The organism is Streptomyces sp. NPDC002896, assembly GCF_040295225.1.
Lineage (GTDB): Bacteria > Actinomycetota > Actinomycetes > Streptomycetales > Streptomycetaceae > Streptomyces.
On record NZ_JBEOVA010000023.1, the window covers coordinates 126,431 to 144,515 of the forward strand.

The 18,085-nt window shown below is 69.0% G+C and carries 17 protein-coding genes; 15 read left to right on the forward strand and 2 right to left on the reverse strand.

Going from position 1 to position 18,085, the window contains the following annotated elements:
* Window positions 1-15: 15 nt before the first annotated feature.
* Complete coding sequence (locus ABT009_RS33225) at window positions 16-1,062, reverse strand: NADH-quinone oxidoreductase subunit B family protein (RefSeq protein WP_351303462.1); 1,047 nt, start codon at window positions 1,060-1,062, stop codon at window positions 16-18.
* A gap of 410 nt (window positions 1,063-1,472) precedes the next feature.
* Between ABT009_RS33225 and ABT009_RS33230 the strand changes: the two genes are divergently transcribed.
* From ABT009_RS33230 to ABT009_RS33280, 11 genes are all read left to right on the forward strand, one after another.
* Entirely contained in the window at window positions 1,473-3,227 is a 1,755-nt protein-coding gene (locus ABT009_RS33230) for an RCC1 domain-containing protein (RefSeq protein ID WP_351303464.1), read from the forward strand.
* 294 nt (window positions 3,228-3,521) lie between these two features.
* Window positions 3,522-5,018, forward strand: coding sequence for an aldehyde dehydrogenase family protein (locus ABT009_RS33235; RefSeq protein ID WP_351303467.1), 1,497 nt, complete (start codon window positions 3,522-3,524; stop codon window positions 5,016-5,018).
* A gap of 17 nt (window positions 5,019-5,035) precedes the next feature.
* Entirely contained in the window at window positions 5,036-6,004 is a 969-nt protein-coding gene (locus ABT009_RS33240) for a TIGR03621 family F420-dependent LLM class oxidoreductase (protein WP_351303469.1), read from the forward strand.
* 76 nt (window positions 6,005-6,080) lie between these two features.
* Complete coding sequence (locus tag ABT009_RS33245; protein ID WP_351303472.1) at window positions 6,081-6,842, forward strand: sugar phosphate isomerase/epimerase family protein; 762 nt, start codon at window positions 6,081-6,083, stop codon at window positions 6,840-6,842.
* Window positions 6,839-7,348 carry an ester cyclase gene (locus tag ABT009_RS33250; protein ID WP_351303475.1) on the forward strand — a complete coding sequence of 170 codons (510 nt, stop codon included), beginning with the start codon at window positions 6,839-6,841 and terminating at the stop codon, window positions 7,346-7,348. Before ABT009_RS33245 ends, ABT009_RS33250 begins: the two co-directional genes overlap by 4 nt.
* 46 nt (window positions 7,349-7,394) lie before the next feature.
* A complete protein-coding gene (locus ABT009_RS33255) occupies window positions 7,395-8,912 on the forward strand; it encodes a class I adenylate-forming enzyme family protein (protein ID WP_351303478.1) in 1,518 nt (505 codons plus the stop codon).
* Window positions 8,909-9,502 (forward strand): 2-oxoacid:ferredoxin oxidoreductase subunit gamma family protein, encoded by a 594-nt coding sequence (locus ABT009_RS33260; protein ID WP_351303481.1) that lies wholly within the window; start codon window positions 8,909-8,911, stop codon window positions 9,500-9,502. Before ABT009_RS33255 ends, ABT009_RS33260 begins: the two co-directional genes overlap by 4 nt.
* Window positions 9,503-9,513: 11 nt before the next feature.
* Entirely contained in the window at window positions 9,514-10,581 is a 1,068-nt protein-coding gene (locus ABT009_RS33265) for a hypothetical protein (RefSeq protein ID WP_351303483.1), read from the forward strand.
* Entirely contained in the window at window positions 10,578-11,324 is a 747-nt protein-coding gene (locus tag ABT009_RS33270; RefSeq protein WP_351303486.1) for a thiamine pyrophosphate-dependent enzyme, read from the forward strand. The genes ABT009_RS33265 and ABT009_RS33270 overlap by 4 nt, the downstream gene beginning before the upstream one ends.
* A complete protein-coding gene (locus ABT009_RS33275) occupies window positions 11,321-11,626 on the forward strand; it encodes a 4Fe-4S dicluster domain-containing protein (protein WP_351303489.1) in 306 nt (101 codons plus the stop codon). The genes ABT009_RS33270 and ABT009_RS33275 overlap by 4 nt, the downstream gene beginning before the upstream one ends.
* Window positions 11,627-11,792: 166 nt before the next feature.
* Entirely contained in the window at window positions 11,793-12,431 is a 639-nt protein-coding gene (locus tag ABT009_RS33280; RefSeq protein ID WP_351303491.1) for a TetR/AcrR family transcriptional regulator, read from the forward strand.
* Between the two features lie 37 nt (window positions 12,432-12,468).
* On the opposite strand, the gene ABT009_RS33285 is transcribed toward ABT009_RS33280, so the two are convergent.
* Window positions 12,469-14,016 (reverse strand): AMP-binding protein, encoded by a 1,548-nt coding sequence (locus tag ABT009_RS33285; RefSeq protein WP_351303494.1) that lies wholly within the window; start codon window positions 14,014-14,016, stop codon window positions 12,469-12,471.
* A gap of 241 nt (window positions 14,017-14,257) precedes the next feature.
* On the opposite strand from ABT009_RS33285, the gene ABT009_RS33290 reads away from it, so the two are divergent.
* From ABT009_RS33290 to ABT009_RS33305, 4 genes are all read left to right on the forward strand, one after another.
* Complete coding sequence (locus tag ABT009_RS33290; RefSeq protein ID WP_351303496.1) at window positions 14,258-15,166, forward strand: HpcH/HpaI aldolase/citrate lyase family protein; 909 nt, start codon at window positions 14,258-14,260, stop codon at window positions 15,164-15,166.
* 61 nt (window positions 15,167-15,227) lie between these two features.
* Complete coding sequence (locus ABT009_RS33295) at window positions 15,228-16,004, forward strand: SDR family NAD(P)-dependent oxidoreductase (RefSeq protein WP_351303498.1); 777 nt, start codon at window positions 15,228-15,230, stop codon at window positions 16,002-16,004.
* 164 nt (window positions 16,005-16,168) lie between these two features.
* Window positions 16,169-17,071, forward strand: a complete 903-nt coding sequence (locus ABT009_RS33300; RefSeq protein ID WP_351303501.1) for an LLM class F420-dependent oxidoreductase — start codon at window positions 16,169-16,171, stop codon at window positions 17,069-17,071.
* Window positions 17,072-17,094: 23 nt separating this feature from the next.
* On the forward strand, window positions 17,095-17,967 hold the full coding sequence (locus ABT009_RS33305) for an SDR family NAD(P)-dependent oxidoreductase (protein WP_351303504.1): 873 nt from the start codon (window positions 17,095-17,097) through the stop codon (window positions 17,965-17,967).
* Window positions 17,968-18,085 lie beyond the last annotated feature (118 nt).

Genomic DNA, 18,085 nt, shown 5'->3' on the forward strand with positions numbered 1-18,085 from the left:
ACGGCCGTCGGGAGGTCAGCTGCGGGGCCAGCGCGGCTGGTAGCCGCTGGTCAGCTCGGCGCGGTTGTGCCTCCACCGGGGTTCCTTGTTGACGCTGTAGTTGGTCAGGGAACGCATGGTGCGGATGAAGGGCCCGTAGGCGTTCATGATCAGTGAGGACAGGCTGCCGCCCGGTGGCTCGTCCATGAAGGGCATGAACTTGTCGGGGAACCCAGGCATGGTGCAGGCGATGCAGATCCCGCCGACGTTGGGGCAGCCACCGATGCCGTCCATCCAGCCGCGCTTGGTGACGTTGCAGTTGACCACCGGGCCCCAGCAGCCGACCTTCACCTGGCACTTCGGCGAGTTGTAGTCCTTGGCGAAGTCACCCTGCTCGTAGTACGCGGCCCGGTCGCATCCCTCATGCACCGTCTTCCCGAACAGCCAGGTGGGCCTCAGCTGTTCGTCCAGCGGGATGGTCGGCGCCAGCCCGGCGGCCTGGTGGAGCACCCACAGCAGCGTCTCCATGAAGTTGTCCGGCTGCACCGGGCATCCGGGGACGTTGACGATGGGCAGCCCGCCGGCGGAACGGAAGTCTTTGCCGAGATAGTCCGCGAGGCCCATACAGCCCGTGGGATTGCCGGCCATGGCATGGATGCCGCCGTAGGTCGCGCACGTGCCCGCCGCCACCACGGCCCATGCCTTCGGCGCCAACCGGTCGATCCAGTCGTTCAGGGTGATCGGCTCTCCGGTGTCCGGGTCGTTGCCCATCGACGTCCAGTAGCCGTCACCGTTGATCTTCTCGTTGGGAATGGACCCCTCGACGACGAAGACGAACGGCGCCAGCTCGCCGCGCGCCGCCTGATGGAACGGCTCCATGAAGCCGTCGCCGGTCTCGTACGCGAGCACCTTGTTGTGCAGGTGCACCTTCGGCAGCCCGGGGATGGCTCCGAGCAGGACGTCCTCCAGACTCGGCAGCGACGCCGCGGTCACCGAGACGGTGTCGCCGTCACAGCTCATGCCTTCGGAAGTCCACAAGATATGGATCTCGTCGAATCCCGGCATCTTCGGCTCGAAACTCATGGGGCTATTCCCTCCGGATCACCTCGCACTCGAGGAGAAATACCCGTTGTGCGTGATCCGGGGTCACATAACAGCGCCTGTCACCCGACCGCTGTGCGGATTCACCGGAAGCGACCCGGAACCCACTTTTCGACTGCGCCAGCAGGGCCGACGTGCAGCAGAAGCATGCCCCCTGCGCAACACGAACGGCGGCAAATACGGCCACTCGATTGAGCGTAATCGGCCAATCGGCCGCGTGCTGCGCGACTCGGATATCGGCTGCCTGGAGCAAGGTGCGGATCATCTGATGCCGTGTTAGATCCGCAGAAAGGACTGTCGTGGATTTGTCCGTTGACGGGCGTCGTCGAATCGGGGGAATCGAGGGTCTGTGGTCGCGCCGCTGGATGCGGTGCCGCGCCTGGTATTGCGCGATGGTGGCGGTCCTTGGGCTGGCGATCGCTTCTCTGGCATTGGTCGCAGCGAGGCCCACGGCGGCGGCAACGCCCGGCGACGAGGTGTGGACGTGGGGCCGTAATCAGTACGGTCAGCTGGGCAACGGTTCCGTCAACGCGGCCGGCCAATCAGTCGCGGGACTGACCTCGCTGCCTTCGGGTACCAGCGTGACGCAGGTGAGTGGTGGTTACGGCTTCTCGGAGGCCCTGACCTCGACAGGGCAGGTCCTGGCCTGGGGCCAGAATGACGTAGGCCAGCTGGGAGACGGATCCTTCACGAACAGCACGGTGCCGGTGAACGTACAGGTGCCGGACGGCACGACGGTCACGGCGATCGCCGTCGGTGACGATCACATCCTGGCGTTGACCTCCACGGGGCAGGTCCTGGCCTGGGGGTACAACGACTGGGGTCAACTGGGCAACGGCACGACTGAAGAGAGCAACGTACCGGTGCCGGTGGATCTGCCGGACGGTACAACCGTCACGGCGATCGGCGCGGGTGCCGGCCACAGCCTGGCTTTGACGTCCACGGGCCAGGTCCTGGCGTGGGGCGACAACGACTTGGGCCAGTTGGGTGATGGCACCAGGACTGATCGCTATGAGCCGGTCGAGGTCGAGTTGCCCACCGGCACCACCGCCATCGCCATCGTCGGCGGCGACGACCACAGTCTGGCGCTGACCTCCAGCGGCCAGCTTCTGGCCTGGGGATACAACGGCAGCGGCCAGTTGGGCGACGGCACTACCACCACTCGCACCGCACCGGTGACGGTGCACCTGCCCACCGGCACCAGCGTCAGCTCCATCGCGGCCGGCAGCGGTTTCCAGAGCTTCGCCATCACCGCGGCCGGGTCCGTCTTGGCCTGGGGAGACAACTCCTACGGCCAACTCGGCGATGGCACCACCACGAGGCGGACCGAGCCGGTAACGGTCAGTCTGCCGACTGGCACAACGGTCACGGCGCTCGACTCCGGCGACGATCACACCGTGGCACTGACCTCCGACGGCCAGGTCCTGGCATGGGGATACAACCGCTACGGCCAGGTGGGCGACGGCACCACCACCAACCGGAGCGAGCCGGTCGAGGTCCAGTTCGGCGACCGCACCACCGCCGTCCGCACCAAGCCCGTGCGGGTCCTGCAACCCACAGGTGCCACCGTCGTGGCGATCGGCGTGGGCAGCTATCACAGCTTGGCCATCGCACAAACAGCGCAGAGCACCACCACTTTGGCGAGCGATTCCGAACAGGCCCAGACCGGCACAGCCGTCACCTTCACGGCGACGGTGACCTGCACCGTGGGCAGTCCGACCGGGACGGTCACCTTCACCGACGACGGGCAGGAGATCGGTTCCGCCTCACTCGAAGACGGCATCGCCACCCTGGTGATCGACGACCTCGCCGAGGGACAACACACCATCACGGCCAACTACGCGGGCGACGCTTCGTGTCCGGCTTCGAGCTCCGAGCCCGTGACGGTTGCCATCACGGCCGAGGGATCCAGCCCGACTCCGACTCCTACGAGGGAGCCGACTCTCCCGCCGACCTCTCCCGGGCCGATTCCTGGCGAGCCAGCCCCCGGACCCACCACGGGCGGCGTCGTCCCGCCCACGCACGGCGGCCTTGCCGACAGCGGCACAACGGCCCTCGCCCCAGGGATGATTGCCGCGGTCGCCGGAACGCTAGCAGTGGGCGGCATCGCGCTACTCATCCGACGACGCAGGCTCCTGAAGTCCTGATGACAGTCGTGCGATTGCTGGGCCGTCACGAGCAGGCGGCCCAGTGGTCGCCCACGACCCCTTCGTCCAGGACGAGTTGGGACGGGATCTGACGGCTCGGGCCCGCAGGCCGATCGCCCGACAGCACTCCGGCCACCGGGTGCGTCCCCGGCCGGCGAAGCCCTTGTCGCCCGCCCCGGGCTGGTCTACATTGACGTCGAATTCGACTTTGACGTCAATGTCAAAAACGCGGGAGCACACCCAACTGCCGGATGGCGAAGGTGCCACGGAGCGGAAGCAGAGGTGGGGCGAGCGGTGGCGGAGCCGACGAAGATCCACACTGGGAAGATCCACACCGAGCCGAGGATGCTGGTCGGCGGCAAGCTCATCGAGGCCGACTCGGGAAGGACGTTCGACAACGTCAACCCGGCCACCGAGGAGGTGATCGGGCAGGTCGCCGACGGATCCCACGCGGAGATGCAGCGCGCCATCGACGCCGCTCGCCGCGCGTTCGACGAGACTGACTGGTCGACCGACCGTGCCTTTCGCCGGCACTGCCTCCTCCAGCTTCAGGAGGCCCTCGAAGCCGAGCGCGACGAGCTGCGGGAGGAGCTCATTCTGGAGGTCGGCTGCCCGCGCAGTACGACCGACGGTCCGCAGCTCGCCGCCCCGCTCGCCCACGCGCTGCGCTACCCGGCCGAGTTGATGGACACGTTCGCCTGGGAGACGGCTTTCCCCGACACCCGGGACTACCGCGGTGTTCTCACCTCACGGCAGGTCAAGAAGGAGCCGGTCGGGGTCGTTGGCGCCATCGTCCCCTGGAACGCGCCGTTCGAGGTCACGCTGAGCAAGCTCGGCCAGACCCTCGCGACGGGCAACACGGTCGTGCTCAAGCCGGCGCCGGACACGCCGTTCAACGCGACCCGCATCGGCCGGCTCGTCGCCGAGCAGACGGACATCCCCGCCGGCGTGGTCAACATCGTCACCTCGTCCGACCACCTCCTGGCCGAGGACCTGTCGCTATCACCGAAGGTCGACATGATCTCCTTCACCGGTTCCACTGCGACGGGAAAGCGGATCGCCGAGAAGAGCGCGCCGACGCTGAAGCGCCTGTTCCTCGAACTCGGCGGCAAGTCGGCCGCGATCGTTCTCGACGACGCGGACCTGGCAGGCGCGGTGGGGGCGGGCATAGGCGTCTGCTCGCACGCCGGGCAGGGATGCGCCCTCCAGACCCGGATGCTGCTGCCCCGCTCCCGCTACGACGAAGGGGTCGCGCTGCTGAAGGACCTCCTGGCCGCCGCGCCGTACGGAGACCCGCAGCGGCCCGACGTCATGATGGGGCCGCTCGTCTCGGCCAAGCAGCGCGACCGGGTACTGGGCTACATCGAGAAGGGCGTCGCGGAAGGGGCGACCCTCGCCCTCGGCGGCGGGCGGCCTGCGCACCTGCCGAAGGGCTGGTACGTCGAGCCGACACTGTTCACCGACGTCGACAACTCCATGACGATCGCGCAGGAGGAGATCTTCGGCCCGGTGCTGTGCGTGATCCCGTACGAGGACGAGGACGACGCCGTCCGGATCGCCAACGACAGCGTCTACGGCCTGTCCGGAGGCGTCTACTCCGGCTCGCTGGAGCGGGCACTGGCGGTGGCCGGCCGGATCCGTACCGGCACGCTCAGCGTCCAGGGAGGCAACTTCTACGCCGCCGATCTGCCCTTCGGCGGCTACAAGCACAGTGGGCTCGGCCGCCAGAACGGCGTCGCCGGCTTCGACCAGTACCTCGAAACCAAGTCGCTGGCCTGGCCGGCTGCTTGAGCAGGGAGCGTACGCAGATGGCTGTCCGACCGATCAGGTTCGGGACTGGGCCGGGCCGGCTTCCCGACCGCACCGCCCTCGTCGAGGCCGCACGGAACATCGAGCGGCTCGGCTACTCGACCTTCGCCATGGCCGACCACCTCACGATTCCCTTCGCTCCGCTGCTCGCCCTGCAGGCGGCCGCCGACGCGACGAGCACCGTGCGGCTCACCCAGACGGTCCTGAACCAGGACTTCCGCCACCCCGCCGTACTGGCCAAGGAGTTGGCAACGCTCGACGTACTGTCGCAGGGCCGCCTCCAGGTCGGCATCGGCGCAGGGTGGATGCGGGACGAGTACGACCGTTCTGGAATCACCTACGACAAGGCGTCCGTCCGCATCGAGCGGCTGGAGGAGGTGGTCGTCATCCTCAAGGGCCTGTTCGGGGACGGCCCCTTCAGCTTCTCCGGCGAGCACTTCACGATCGACGGGATCGAGGGGACACCGAAACCGCTGCAGCGCCCGCGTCCGCCCATCATGATCGGCGGTGGCGGCCGCAAGCTGCTTTCCGTGGCCGGCCGCCAGGCCGACATCGTCCAGGTCATGCCCCGCACCCGGAGCGCAGCGCAGTCGTCCGGACCTCCCGAGGTCAGCGCGCAGACGTACGAGGAGAAGATCGGCTGGGTCCGCGAGGCGGCCGGGGACCGGTTCGACGAGATCGAACTGGGAGCCCAGCTGCTGGACGTCACCCTCACCGATGACGTGGACGGGGGTTTCGAGGCGTTCTTCCAGCGCTTCGGACGTCTGCTGCGGGCGAGGGGGAGCGGGGAGGTCCCCAGCCGGGAGGAGCTCCGCTCGTCGCCGATGGTCGCCATCGGTTCCCTGGACGAGGTGTGCGAGCAGCTCCTGGCCACCCGGGAGCGTTTCGGCATCAGTTATTTCTCGGCGCCGCTCGGTTCGACTCCCGGATCGCTGGCCCCGGTCATCGAACGGTTGTCAGGGCAGTAGAGCGTCCGGTTCCTCCGACCGCGGCCCATCGCGGTCTTCACCACGGAAGGGCTCAGCACATGAATAAGCGGCAGTCATGACGATCGAACTGGGGTTGACCCCCGACTCTCGGTGGGACGTCGGCGTCCCCGGCCTGGTGGCGGCCGCGGCCGAGGCGGGGTTCTCGGCCGTGGGCATGCCCGGGCCGCAGGTGGACGCCGCTTGCGCGGCCACGCTGGCCGCACAAGGACTGCGGTGCCACGAGCTCCTGGCCCTGGTGGTGAGCGCTGACGAGGAGGCCACGGTGCGCGAGGCGCGCCGGCTTGCCGAGGCGGCGGCCGCCGTGCGGGCGCAGTGGGTCCTGACCACGTTCATGGCGCCGCTGCAGGGCAGGACCGGGCCGTTGGTCGAGCGGTGCGCCGCGATGTTCGCCGAGGCCGGCGCGGGGATGGCCGTCGAGTTCAGCCCGCTCGGCGCGGTGACGTCGATCTCCGCCGCCCTGGAGGTGGCCGAGGCCGCGGGCAAGGACCGGGCAGGGGTGCTGATCGACTCCTGGCACTTCTTCCGCGGGGACAGCTCGTGGGATCAACTGGAGTCCGTGCCACTGGAGATGATCGCGTACGTCCAGTTCGACGACGCCCCGCCCCCCGTCTCGGAAAACGCGATGAAGGAGACGATGCACCGCCGGGTGATGCCTGGCGAAGGGACCTTCGAGCTCGACCAGTTCGCGTCCACCCTGCTCAAGCGAGGCTGGGAGGGCCTGGTGAGCGTCGAGGTGCTCAGCTCCGAACTGCGCCGGCTTCCTGTGCCCGAGTTCGCGCGGCGGGCCTACGAGACCACCGTCCGGTACTGGCGATGAGAGCGCCCGTGATGTCCTCCACGACGTCGAAGCCCGACCCGGTCGGCGCCCCGGATGCGTACGGGCCGAACGAAGGGGGCGAAGTGCGAGCCGAGCAGACCTTCCGGGCGTACATCGAGGCGTTCAACCGTTCCGACGTGAGCGGGCTGGCCGCGCTGTACGCGGCGGACGCCGTGTTCCTCAACCCGTTCAGCCCCGAGCCCCTCACCACGCGTGATGCCATCCGGGCCTTCATCTCACCGATGTTCGAGGCGTACAGCGATATGACGGCCGAGGTCGACGAGCTGCTCGCCGACGCGGACCGGGCGGCGGCCCGCCTCACCATCCGGGCGCGGCACACCGGCGAGCTGCGGCGACCCGGCGGAGCGGTCGCAGCCACGGGCAGGACGGTCGAGATGCGCACCGCCGAGTTCCTCCGCGTCGAGCCCGGCGGACTGATCGTCGGGCACGAGCGGATCTTCGACACCTCCCCGGTTCTGGCGCAGCTCGGCCTGGACACGGGGTGACCCCCAGCTATCCATTCCGTCCGCCCGGTGAAAGGAAGGTGACACCGTGACACCAACAGCGACCCGGAGGCCGCTCGTCGTCGACGACATACTCTCCTGCGCGGCCGAAGCGGCACCGAACCGCGTGGCGCTGACACTCGGCGACGACGCCCTGACCTTCGCCCAGCTGCGCAGCCTGTCCCACCGACTTGCGAACGCCCTCCTGGGCTGGGGGCTCCGGCGCGGCGACCGGGTCGCGTACTGGGCCGACACCAGCCTCGACGCGGCCTTGCTGAAGTTCGCGCTCGGCCGGACCGCCGCCGCTTTCGCGCCCCTCAACCCGACCTGCTCAGAGGACGAAGCACGCGTGGCCCTGGAGTATCTGGCACCGCGCCTGCTGGTGGCGGACCCCGCGCACGCCGAGCGGGCCGAGTCGGTGGCCAAGGACCTCGGCCTGCCCCTGGCCACCCTGGGCGGCCCTGGCCCGGGGGCGTCACTGGACCAGCTGGGGGCGGCCGCCTCCCCGACCTCGCCGCCGATGCCACTGCCCGGCGAGGACGACGTCTTCACCATCTTCCTCACGAGCGGCAGCACCGGGCGGCCCAAGGGCGTGATGGTGTCGCACCGGGCGACATGGCTGCGGACCTGCGCCGGCAACGGGGCGAACGTAACCACCAGCGGGAAGGGACAACTCGTCATGTTCCCGCTGTTCCATATGGCCGGCTGGATCTTCGTGCTCAACGCGTGGTCGGCGCACCAGCCCGCGCACCTGGTCCCGCGAGCCGACGCCGGTGAACTGCTCGGTGCCATCGAGCGGTACGGCGCGGGCTCCCTCTACTGCATCCCCGCCGTATGGCGGCGCATCCTCGACGAAAAGCGCCCCTACAAGACCAACAGCCTGGAGTGGGCACTGATCGGCACCTCGCGGGTCGAGACGGAACTGCTCGAAGAGATCAAGGAGCGTTTCCCGGCGGCCCGTACGACGATCGGCTACGGCTCGACCGAGGTCGGCCGGGCGCTGTGCCTCCCCGACGAGGACCTGTTCCGCAAGCCGGGCTCGGTCGGTCTCCCGGTACCCGGCGTCCGGGCACGGATCGCGGCTGACGGTGAGCTGCTGCTCGCCTCGGGGACGTTGATGTCGGGGTACTTCAATCTGCCAGATGAGACCGACCGGGCGCTCGATGACGGCTGGTACCACTCCGGCGACGTGGCCGAGCGCGACGACGATGGCTATTACGCGATCACCGGTCGCAAGCGGGAGATCATCCGCTCCGGGGGCGAGTCCATCGCACCCGTCGAGGTCGAGGCGGCCCTCGCCGACTATCCGGGCATCGCCGAGGTCGCCGCGGTGGGCGTCCCGGATGCCGACTGGGGCGAGATCGTCTGCGCCGCGGTCGTCATGGCCGACGGGACCGCACCGCCGTCGGTCGAGGACCTGCGGCGGCACATCGGCACGCGTCTGGCGGCCTTCAAGCACCCCCGGCGCGTCATGGTCGTCGACCGGCTTCCCCGTACGTCGGCGACGGGGCAGGTGCAGCGGTCACTGCTGGCCCAACAGGAGACACAACGGGAGGTAGCGCGTTGACCCGACGAACCGTACGAGAAGTCCTGTTCACCGGTGTCGGTGGCCAGGGGATACAGATCGTCTCCAAGGCACTCGCCATGGCGGCGGTCGCGGAGGGGAACGACGTCCTCCTGGTGCCCCGCTACGGCGGTGGCATGCGCGGCGGCAAGACGAACGCGGAGCTCACGGTGGGCCGCGGCCCGCTGCGCGCGCTGCCGGTCAGCACTGCCGCCTGGTCCGGCTTCGTGATGGACCAGGCCTACTGGGAGACGATCCGGCCGAACCTGGCCGACGGCGCGCTCGTCGTCGTCAACTCTTCGCTGTTCCATCTGCCCGTCGACGTACCGGACGCCAAGGTGTTCAGCGTGCCGGCCGGCGAGACGGCGGCCGAACTCGGCAGCCGCATGAGTACCGGGTTCGTGCTGCTCGGAGCCTTCGTCACGCTCACCGGCTTGGTCAGCGTGGAGTCCGTCGTCGACGCCATGCGGCAGCTGGTGCCCGCGTACCGCACACAGCACGTCGCCGCGAACCAGCGGGCGATCGAGGCGGGCGCGGCATCGGTGCCCGCGCTGGCCGCTCCGGCCTGGTCAGATCTGGCGGGTGTGCGGTGACCCGGCGGCTCATGCAGGGCAGCGAAGCAGTCGCCGAGGCGGCCATCGCCGCCGGCTGCCGGTTCTTCACGGGCTATCCCATGCTGCCCTTCACCGAACTCCTGGAGAACATGGCGCGCAGGCTTCCCGACGTCGGCGGCGTCTGCGTCAACGCGGCGAGCGAGATCGAAGCCGTCAACATGGCCATCGGGGCGTCCGCCACCGGTGCCCGCGCGGCGACCGGTTCCTGCGGCCAGGGCATCGCGCTCATGCAGGAAGGCGTGGCCGAACTCGCCCTCAACGAACTGCCGGTCGTGATCTTCAACATGGCGCGGGGGCAGCAGGACTACTTCCAGGCCACCCGAGGCGGCGGATGGGGCGACTACCGCACCGTCACGCTCGCCCCGAAGGACGTGCCCGAGGCCGTCGAGCACACCCAGTTGCTCTTCCACCTGGCCGACCGCTACCGCACCCCGGTCATCCTCCTCGGGGACTACGTCATCGCCCACTCCTCGGTCGGCATCGACATCGAGCCGGTCGAGTACCCCCCGACGCCCGCGAAGGACTGGGCGCTGGACGGGTCGATGAGCGGCACCGGCCGTGCCCGGCAGATCTGGACGTGGGCGCTGGGCAAGCCGAACACCCCGGGTCCCGGCCCGACGGGAGCCTGGCAGCGCATCGCCGACAAGTACGCGGAGATCGAGCGCACCGAGGCGCGCTACGAGGCCGACCGGGCCGACGACGCCGACATCCTGATCGTCTCGTTCGGTACGACCAGCGTCTTCGTCGACCGCGTCGTGGACGAGCTGCGGGCCGACGGCGTGCGGGTCGGCTCGTTCCGTCCGGTCACGCTGTGGCCGTTCCCCGGCGCGGCACTCGAAGAGGCCAGCCGCGGCTGCTCCCACGTCCTGGTCTACGAGCTCAACGGCGGCCAGATGGTCGAGGACGTCCGGATGTACGCCGCCGACCGCTCGGTCATCCGCTCCATCGGCGGCGTCTCCCAGGACGCGTCCGGGATGCGCCAGGGCGGGCTCTTCAACGCCGAAGTCCTCCGCCGCCGTGTCGTCGACGCCGTCGGCCTGCCCCAAGGAGCGTCATGAGCCCCCGGCTGATCAGCGAGTTCAAACCGAACCTGCTGCAGTCATCGGAGCACGACCTGTGCCCCGGCTGCGGTCACGGCATCGCCTGGCGTGCCGTACTCGACGTCGTCGCGGAACTCGGCCTCAAGCCGATCCTGCTCGCCGGTCACGGCTGCTACACGCAGCTGATGATCAACAGTGATCTCGACTCCCTCCAGTGCCTGCACGGCCGGGCGCCGGCAGCGGCGACGGGCATCAAGAGGATGCTGCCGCAGACGCCGGTCATCACCCTCCAGGGCGACGGCGACATGGTCAGCGAGGGCCTCCACGAGGTGCTCCACGCCGCATCCCGCGGCGAGAAGATCACGTCACTGCTGTTCAACAACGGTGTCTTTGGGGACACCGGCGGCCACATGACGGCCACGACCGTCGTCGGCCAGCGCACCAAGACGAGCCTGGACGGCCGTGACCCGGACGAGCACGGACACCCCATCGACATCGGCCGGCTGCTGGCGCAGATCGACGGCGCGGCCTATGTCGCCAGGGGCGCGGTCAACTCACCCGCCATGGTGGCGCGCACCAAACACATGGTCCGGCGCGCGCTCGAACTCCAGGTCCAGGGCGCGGGGTTCACCTTCGTCGAGGTGCTCACCATGTGTCCGACCGGATGGTTCGTATCCACGCCCGAGGGGCCGGGCTATCTCAAGGAGGCGATGATGGAGAACTTCGGGATCGGCGAGCTGAAAGCACCGGCCGAGTCATGAGCGGCGTGCCGACCCGCGGAACCGTCCGCATCGACATCGAGTCCTGCAAGGGGTGCGACCTCTGCGTCGCCGCCTGCCCACCGGGCGTACTAGCCATGACGACCGACCGGTACAACCAGCGGGGGTACCGCTACCCGGAGCTGTCCGCCGGCTGCACCGGCTGCAACAGGTGCTCCCAGAGCTGCCCCGATTTCGTGTTCGAGGTGTGGCGGCTCGACGCACCCGTCGAGCTTCCGGAAGGCCCCGTCGCCGAGTCGGCCGTCCATCGGACGGTGGAGCCGCACAAGGACGAAAAGCACTGATCCGGCAACCGTCGGCCGCGTGGGGCGACCGCGACGGCCGACATTGCCGGTGCTCAGGCGGCCTCCGTAGCATGGCCGCCAATACTGACATGAGTCTTCCGTGGTCTTCCCCCGTGGGTCTTCCCCACGCGGTGCGGAAGACCCCGGAGCGGAGGGAGGGGGCGCGATGGTGAGCGCAACGCCGGTGGGCACCGACAGCAGTACGAACGTCCCCCGCTCGCGCAGAGGTGCCGAGACGAAGGCGCGTCTGGTCGAGGCGGCGAAGGCGGTTTTCGAGGAAAAGGGCTTCCACGACGCGCGCGTCTCGGACATCGCCGAACGGGCCGGCATGTCCCACGGCTCCTTCTACCACTACTTCGACTCCAAGGAGGATGTCTTCCGGGAGGTCGCGGCGGCCATAGACAGCGCACTCAGTGCAGGCATGGACATCATCCTCGATCCGTCCTCCACCGCCACCCCCAAGGAGCGCCTCACCGCAGCGATCCGCGTCCACTTCGAGGCCTACCGCAAGGAGGCGCGGATCATGAGCGTGATCGAGCAGGTGTCACACCACGACGAGCAGATCCACGCGCTGTGGACCCACCTCTATCAGCAGCACGGCAAAGAGGTGGCCGACTCCATCGAGCGGCTGCAGCGGCACGGGCTCGCGGACCCGGCTCTCGACCCGGCCATCGCGGCGGCCGCCGTGGCCGCCATGACCTGGCGGTTCGGTGAGCAGTGGCTCGTTCAGGGCCATCCGCAGTGCGACTTCGAAACGGGTGTCGAGCAGATCACCAGGCTTGTGGTCAACGCGCTGCAACTGTGAGGGCTCGAGGAGCCGCGGACGGCCAGGTTCGACGCAGTCACCCGTTCTCTGCCTCGCGTGCCGCAATCTCCCGGCGTAGCAGGAACTTCTGGACCTTGCCGCTCGCGGTGCGCGGAAAGTCGTCGACCCGGTGGAGCTCCTCGGGCCACTTCTGCCTGGCCAGACCGGCTTCATCGAGGTGGGCCCGCAGTTCGTCGATCGTGGGCACAGGGTGTCCGGGCTTCAGTGCGACGACGGCTGCCGCGTGCTCTCCGAGCCGTGCGTCAGGCGTGGCGACCACGGCGGCCTCCGCGACACCGGGCAGGGTGAGGAGCACCTCCTCCACCTCCAGTGCGCTGATGTTCTCGCCGCCGCGGATGATGAAGTCGGCCTTGCGGTCGCTGATCGTGAGGTAGCCGTCCTCGTCGAGCACACCGACGTCACCCGTGTGGTACCAGCCCTCGTCGTCGAAGGCCGCCTCGGTGAGCGCGGTGTCGGTGTAGCCGATGCACAGATCCGGGCCCCGGCTGAGGATCTCGCCGTCGGCTCCCAGCCGGATCTCCACGCCGGGCAGGGCCTTGCCGTCGGTGTGCAGCCGCTTGTGCTCGGGTGCGGTGTACAGGGAGGCCGTCATCGACGGGTGTTCCGTACTGCCGTAGGAGCGGTGCACCGTGATGCCGAGGCCTGCCAGCCGTGTGGTGACCGTCGTCGGAACGGACGCCCCGCCGAGGCCTGCGTACTTCATGTACGGCAGGTGCCGCGGCGTGAAATCCGGATGGTCGAGCAGGCTCGTCACGTGGTAGGGGACGCCGCCTCCCACGGTGAGCCCGTCGCTGCTGATCAACGCCAGCACCCGGGCCGGGTCCCAGACGTCGGCGAGGTTGACCGGCGCATCGTCCAGTACCGGTACCAGAAAGGCGCTCACCATGCCGATGAAGTGCCCCACGGGCGCCGCGAGGAGCTGCCGGCCACGGTCCGGCGGGTAGCGCTCCGCGAGCTGACGTGTCTCGTAACCGAGCGTCTGGTGGCTGTGGATGACGCCTTTGGGGTCGCGTGTGGTGCCGGAGGTGAAGGCGATCACAGCGCGGCTCGCGGGGGCCGTCGGGATGGTGCCGGGCATGGGGTCGGCGCTGAGCAGGTCGTCGAAGTCGCGCCCCACGACACCGACGATGGGCACGTCCGCGCACAGGTCTGCCTGGTATTCTATCCGGCCGAAACGCTCGGCCGTGACGAAGACTCGTGGTCGGGTCGCGTTCAGGATGTAGCTGAGCTCCTTGCGCCCATAGAAGTGGACGACCGGCACGACGACCGCTCCGAGGAAGGCCGAGGCCCAGAAGACGGCTGCGGACTCCATCCAGTTGGGCAGCTGAAAGGCGACCACGTCGCCGGGTCCGACACCTCGTGCCCGCAGTCCCCCGGCCAGCCTGCGCGCGACCCGTTCGACGTCGCGGAAGGTCCCGGACCAGGGCCGGACGGCCGAGTGCACACGGAACTCCGTCCCGGGTGCGGCTTCGAGACCCCGCGTCAGCAGATCCCCGAGCGTGTCCTGAGTCCACCAGCCTTCCGCTTCGTATCGCTTGACCAGCTCGACCGGGATCTTTCGCATGTGGCAGCTCCCTTGGCCGGGGCAGCTGGGGCCGACCGCACCCTGCCCTCGTGGCGCCCGTGAGGAATCGGTCTGGATTGCGGCACACAGTCGACGGATATGCTATTTACGATTCTAGAGAATGCCAATATCTCTGCCGGGAACCGCACATGACAGCCCGGCGCTTCGGCGTCGCCCGGCCGCCGTCTGCCCGCCTGGCGGGGGGGCGGGCACCATCCGACCCGACCTTGTGGAGGCAACTGTGCGAGAACCGCGCGCCCGACGCTCGGAGTTGGCCACACCGGCGAGCAGCGAACGCATGTGCGAGAAGGCGGCGAGCTCCGGCGCCGACCTCGTCTTCCTCGATCTCGAAGACGCGTGCGCGCCGTCCGCGAAGGAGGAGGCGCGCGGCATCGCCGTGGCCGCGCTCACCCAGCTGGACTGGGGGCGGACGGTCCGTGCCGTCCGTGTGAACGGTCTCGACACACCGTGGTGCCACGGCGACATCATCGAGGTCGTCACAGGCGCGCGCGAGGCGCTGGATGTGCTCATCGTGCCCAAGGCGCGATCGGCCCGCGACGTCTGGTGGGTCGATGTCCTGCTCACCCAGCTGGAGACGAAGCTCCGACTGACCCGGCCCATCGGCCTGGAGGTGCTCATCGAAGAGGCCGAGGGGCTGGCCAACGCGGCGGAGATAGCCCGGGCGAGCACACGCCTCGAGGCGGTCATCTTCGGCGCGGGCGACCTTTCGGCGTCGCTGCGGGCGCGGGTGGACGGGAACTTCGATCCGGTCGGCGAGTACCCGGGCGACTTCTGGCACTTCGCGCGCGCCACGGTGCTGGCCGCGGCACGGGGCGCGGGCATCGACGCGATCGACGCACCGTACCCGGACTACCGCGACACCGAGGGGTACCGCAGATCCGCCGTGCACGCGAGCCTGATGGGCTTCGACGGCAAGTGGGCGATCCACCCCGGTCAAGTTCCCATCGCCAACGAGGTGTTCGCCCCGACCGCCCAGGAGGTCGACGAGGCCCGTGAGGCCATGGAGATCTACCGCAAGTCCGAGGCGGAGGGCGTGGGCGCGATCGGTCGCGACGGCAGACTCGTCGACGCCGCCCACATGCGCCTCGCCACCAACGTGCTGTACAAGGCGTCACTGGTGCGAGAATAAGGATTTCAGAAATGGAGAGTGACACTCTTCCCAATATATCCCTGCCGAGTACACTGCGAGCATGACTGATTCTCCCTTGGCGACCGAACGCATACGCCGGCTCGAGGGCAAAGTCGCGGTGATCACCGGTGCCGGCTCCGGCATCGGCCGGGCGGCCGCCGTGCTCTTCGCGCAGGAGGGTGCAAAAGTCGTCTGCGCTGACGTCAGCGGCCGAGAGAAAGAGGCGGCAGCCTCGATCGGTGACGGTGCGGTCGCGGTGCACGTCGATGTCGCCAGGTCCGACGATGTGGCCGGCATGATCGACACGGCCGTGCGGGAGTTCGGGCGACTCGACGTGCTCTTCAACAACGCCGGCTTCGGTGGCCCGCCCCACCCGCTCACCGAGTTCGACGAGGAGACCTTCGACAACCTGATCGCGGTGAACCTCAAGGGTGTCTTCCTCGGCATGAAGTACGGAATCGCCGCCATGCTCCGCGGCGGCGGGGGCTCGGTCATCAACACCGCTTCGACAGCCGGGCTCGTGGGCTGGAAGGGCAAGGCCGTGTACTCGGCGGCGAAGGGCGGGGTCGTGCAGCTCACCAAGTCGGCCGCCCTCGACTACGCCACACAGGGCGTTCGGGTCAACGCCATCTGTCCGGGCATGACCTGGACGGGGTTGGCCAATGCCGCCGCGGACGGCAGTTCCTCGCCACCGCCCGAGTCTCGCCCGCCCCAGCCGATGGGCCGGTGGGGCCTGCCGCAAGAGCTGGCAGCCGCCGTGCTCTTCCTCGCCAGCGACGAGTCGTCGTTCGTCACCGGGACGGCGATCCCGGTCGATGGGGGGTACGTCGCCCGCTGACGTACTGGTGCCTCCTGACGTACTGGCGTCCTGACGTGCCGGGGGCCCCGTCGGCGTGAGGCGGCGCATGCCCGGACTCGCCGGCCACCCCTCCCCCGGCTCCGGCGGACTCGCTGCGTACCGGCGCGCCGGACCGATGTGAACACCTGGATTCCGAGGTGACGATGCGCTTCATATTCCACTATCCGGAGACGAACGGTCCCGACGGCGACGTCCTCGATGCCGGGTCACTGCGTGAGGTCGCGGTTGCGGCGGAGCGGTCCGGCTTCGACGGGTTGTCGCTCAGTGAGCATCCGGTGCCGGGTGCCCGGTGGCTTGCCTCGGGCGGGCATCAGACACTCGACCCTTTCGTCGCACTCGCCTATGCGGCCGCAGCGACGGAACGCCTGCGGCTGCTCACGTATCTGGCCGTCTCGCCTTACCGGAACCCGTTCCTCCTCGCCAAAGCCGCAGCGACTCTGGACAAGCTCTCGGGAGGACGCCTGTTCCTCGGACTCGGCACGGGATACCAGAAGAGCGAGTTCCACGCCCTGGGTGTCGACATGGAGGAACGCAACGCCCTGTTCGACGAGGCCCTGGACGTACTCCCGTTGCACTGGAGCGGCGAGCCGTTCAGCTACCAGGGACGGCACTTCAGCGCGCGTGCCGTGATAGCGAGGCCCAGGCCGGTCCAGGACCCCATTCCGATCTGGGTGGGCGGCAACTCGAAGCTGAGCCGCCGCCGCGTCGCCGAGCGGGCGCAGGGGTGGATGCCGATGTCGGGCGGAGCCCAGCTCAGCGCCACCGCTCGTACGCCCAGTCTCGGTTCGGTGCCGGAACTGGCCGTCGCGATAGCCGAGTTGCGGGAGGCGGCGGCCGCAGCCGGGCGCTCCGAGCGGATCGACGTGCTGTACTCCTACCGGGGCGCCGGGATCCACACGCCGACCGTTGAGCCCGACCGCCATCGGGAAGCATTCGCGGAGCTCGAGAAGGCCGGCGTCACGTGGGTGGTGGTGTCGAGCGGCACCGACACGCCCTCGGCCACGCTCGGGTTCCTCGAGGCCTTCGGCTCGACCTACTTGTCGTGACGACGGGGAGGAACGCAGCGGGCGTGGGATGGTTCGAGGAACGCGGAAAGCTCGCGGGCACCGTCGCGGTGGTCACCGGTGGGGCGGGCGGTCTCGGGGAGGCCATCGTGTCCGACCTGGCTGCCAACGGTGTGCGCCCGGCGGTGATCGACGTCGACGGCGAGGCGGTGGACGGCCTTCGCCGGTCGCTCGCCGAGCGGGGTTGTGACGCGATCATGCACCAGGGCGACGCCCGTGACGCCGACGCGTTGTCGGCGCTGTTCGCTGCCGTAGACGAGCGCTGGGGCCGTCTCGACACACTCGTCAACGTCGTCGGGGGCACCTTTCGAGCGCCGTTCACCGACACCACCCCGAGGGGCTGGGACGCACTCCTGCGCACCAATCTGCTCCACGTGCTGCACGCCTGCTCCCTCGCCGCTCCGCGGATGCGGGCGGGCGGGCGCGGGGGCAGCATCATCAACCTCACGACGATCGAGGCGCACCGGGCTGCGCCGGGTTTCGCCGTCTATGCGGCCGCCAAGGCGGCGGTGGAGCAGTTCGCGCGGACGCTCGCCGTCGAGCTCGCCCCGGACGGCATCCGGGTCAACAACGTCGCCCCGGACTGCACCCCCACACCCAACATCCTGAAGTTCTCAAGCGGCGACGAGTCACTCTCGACCCCTGCCGGCGTGCGCGTCGCCATCCCCATGGGGCGGGTCGGTCGGGTCACCGACGTATCGAACTGCGTGGTGTTCCTCGCATCGGAACTGTCCGCCTACGTCACCGGAACCACTCTCCACCCCGACGGCGGCACGTTCGCATCGGCGGGATGGTTCAACTGGCCGGATTCCGGCTGGGCCAACTACGCCCCGACGAATCTGCTGAAGCACATCGCGCCCCGCGACGGGGAAGAGTGACGAGCGCCAAGCCGTCAACTTGACCCGGCCCTGAAGGACTTTGTTGGCGGATTCGGTGACCGACCTTGGTGATCTTGTTTGATCGGGCAGTCTGATGGAGGTTCGGTTCCATCCTGCG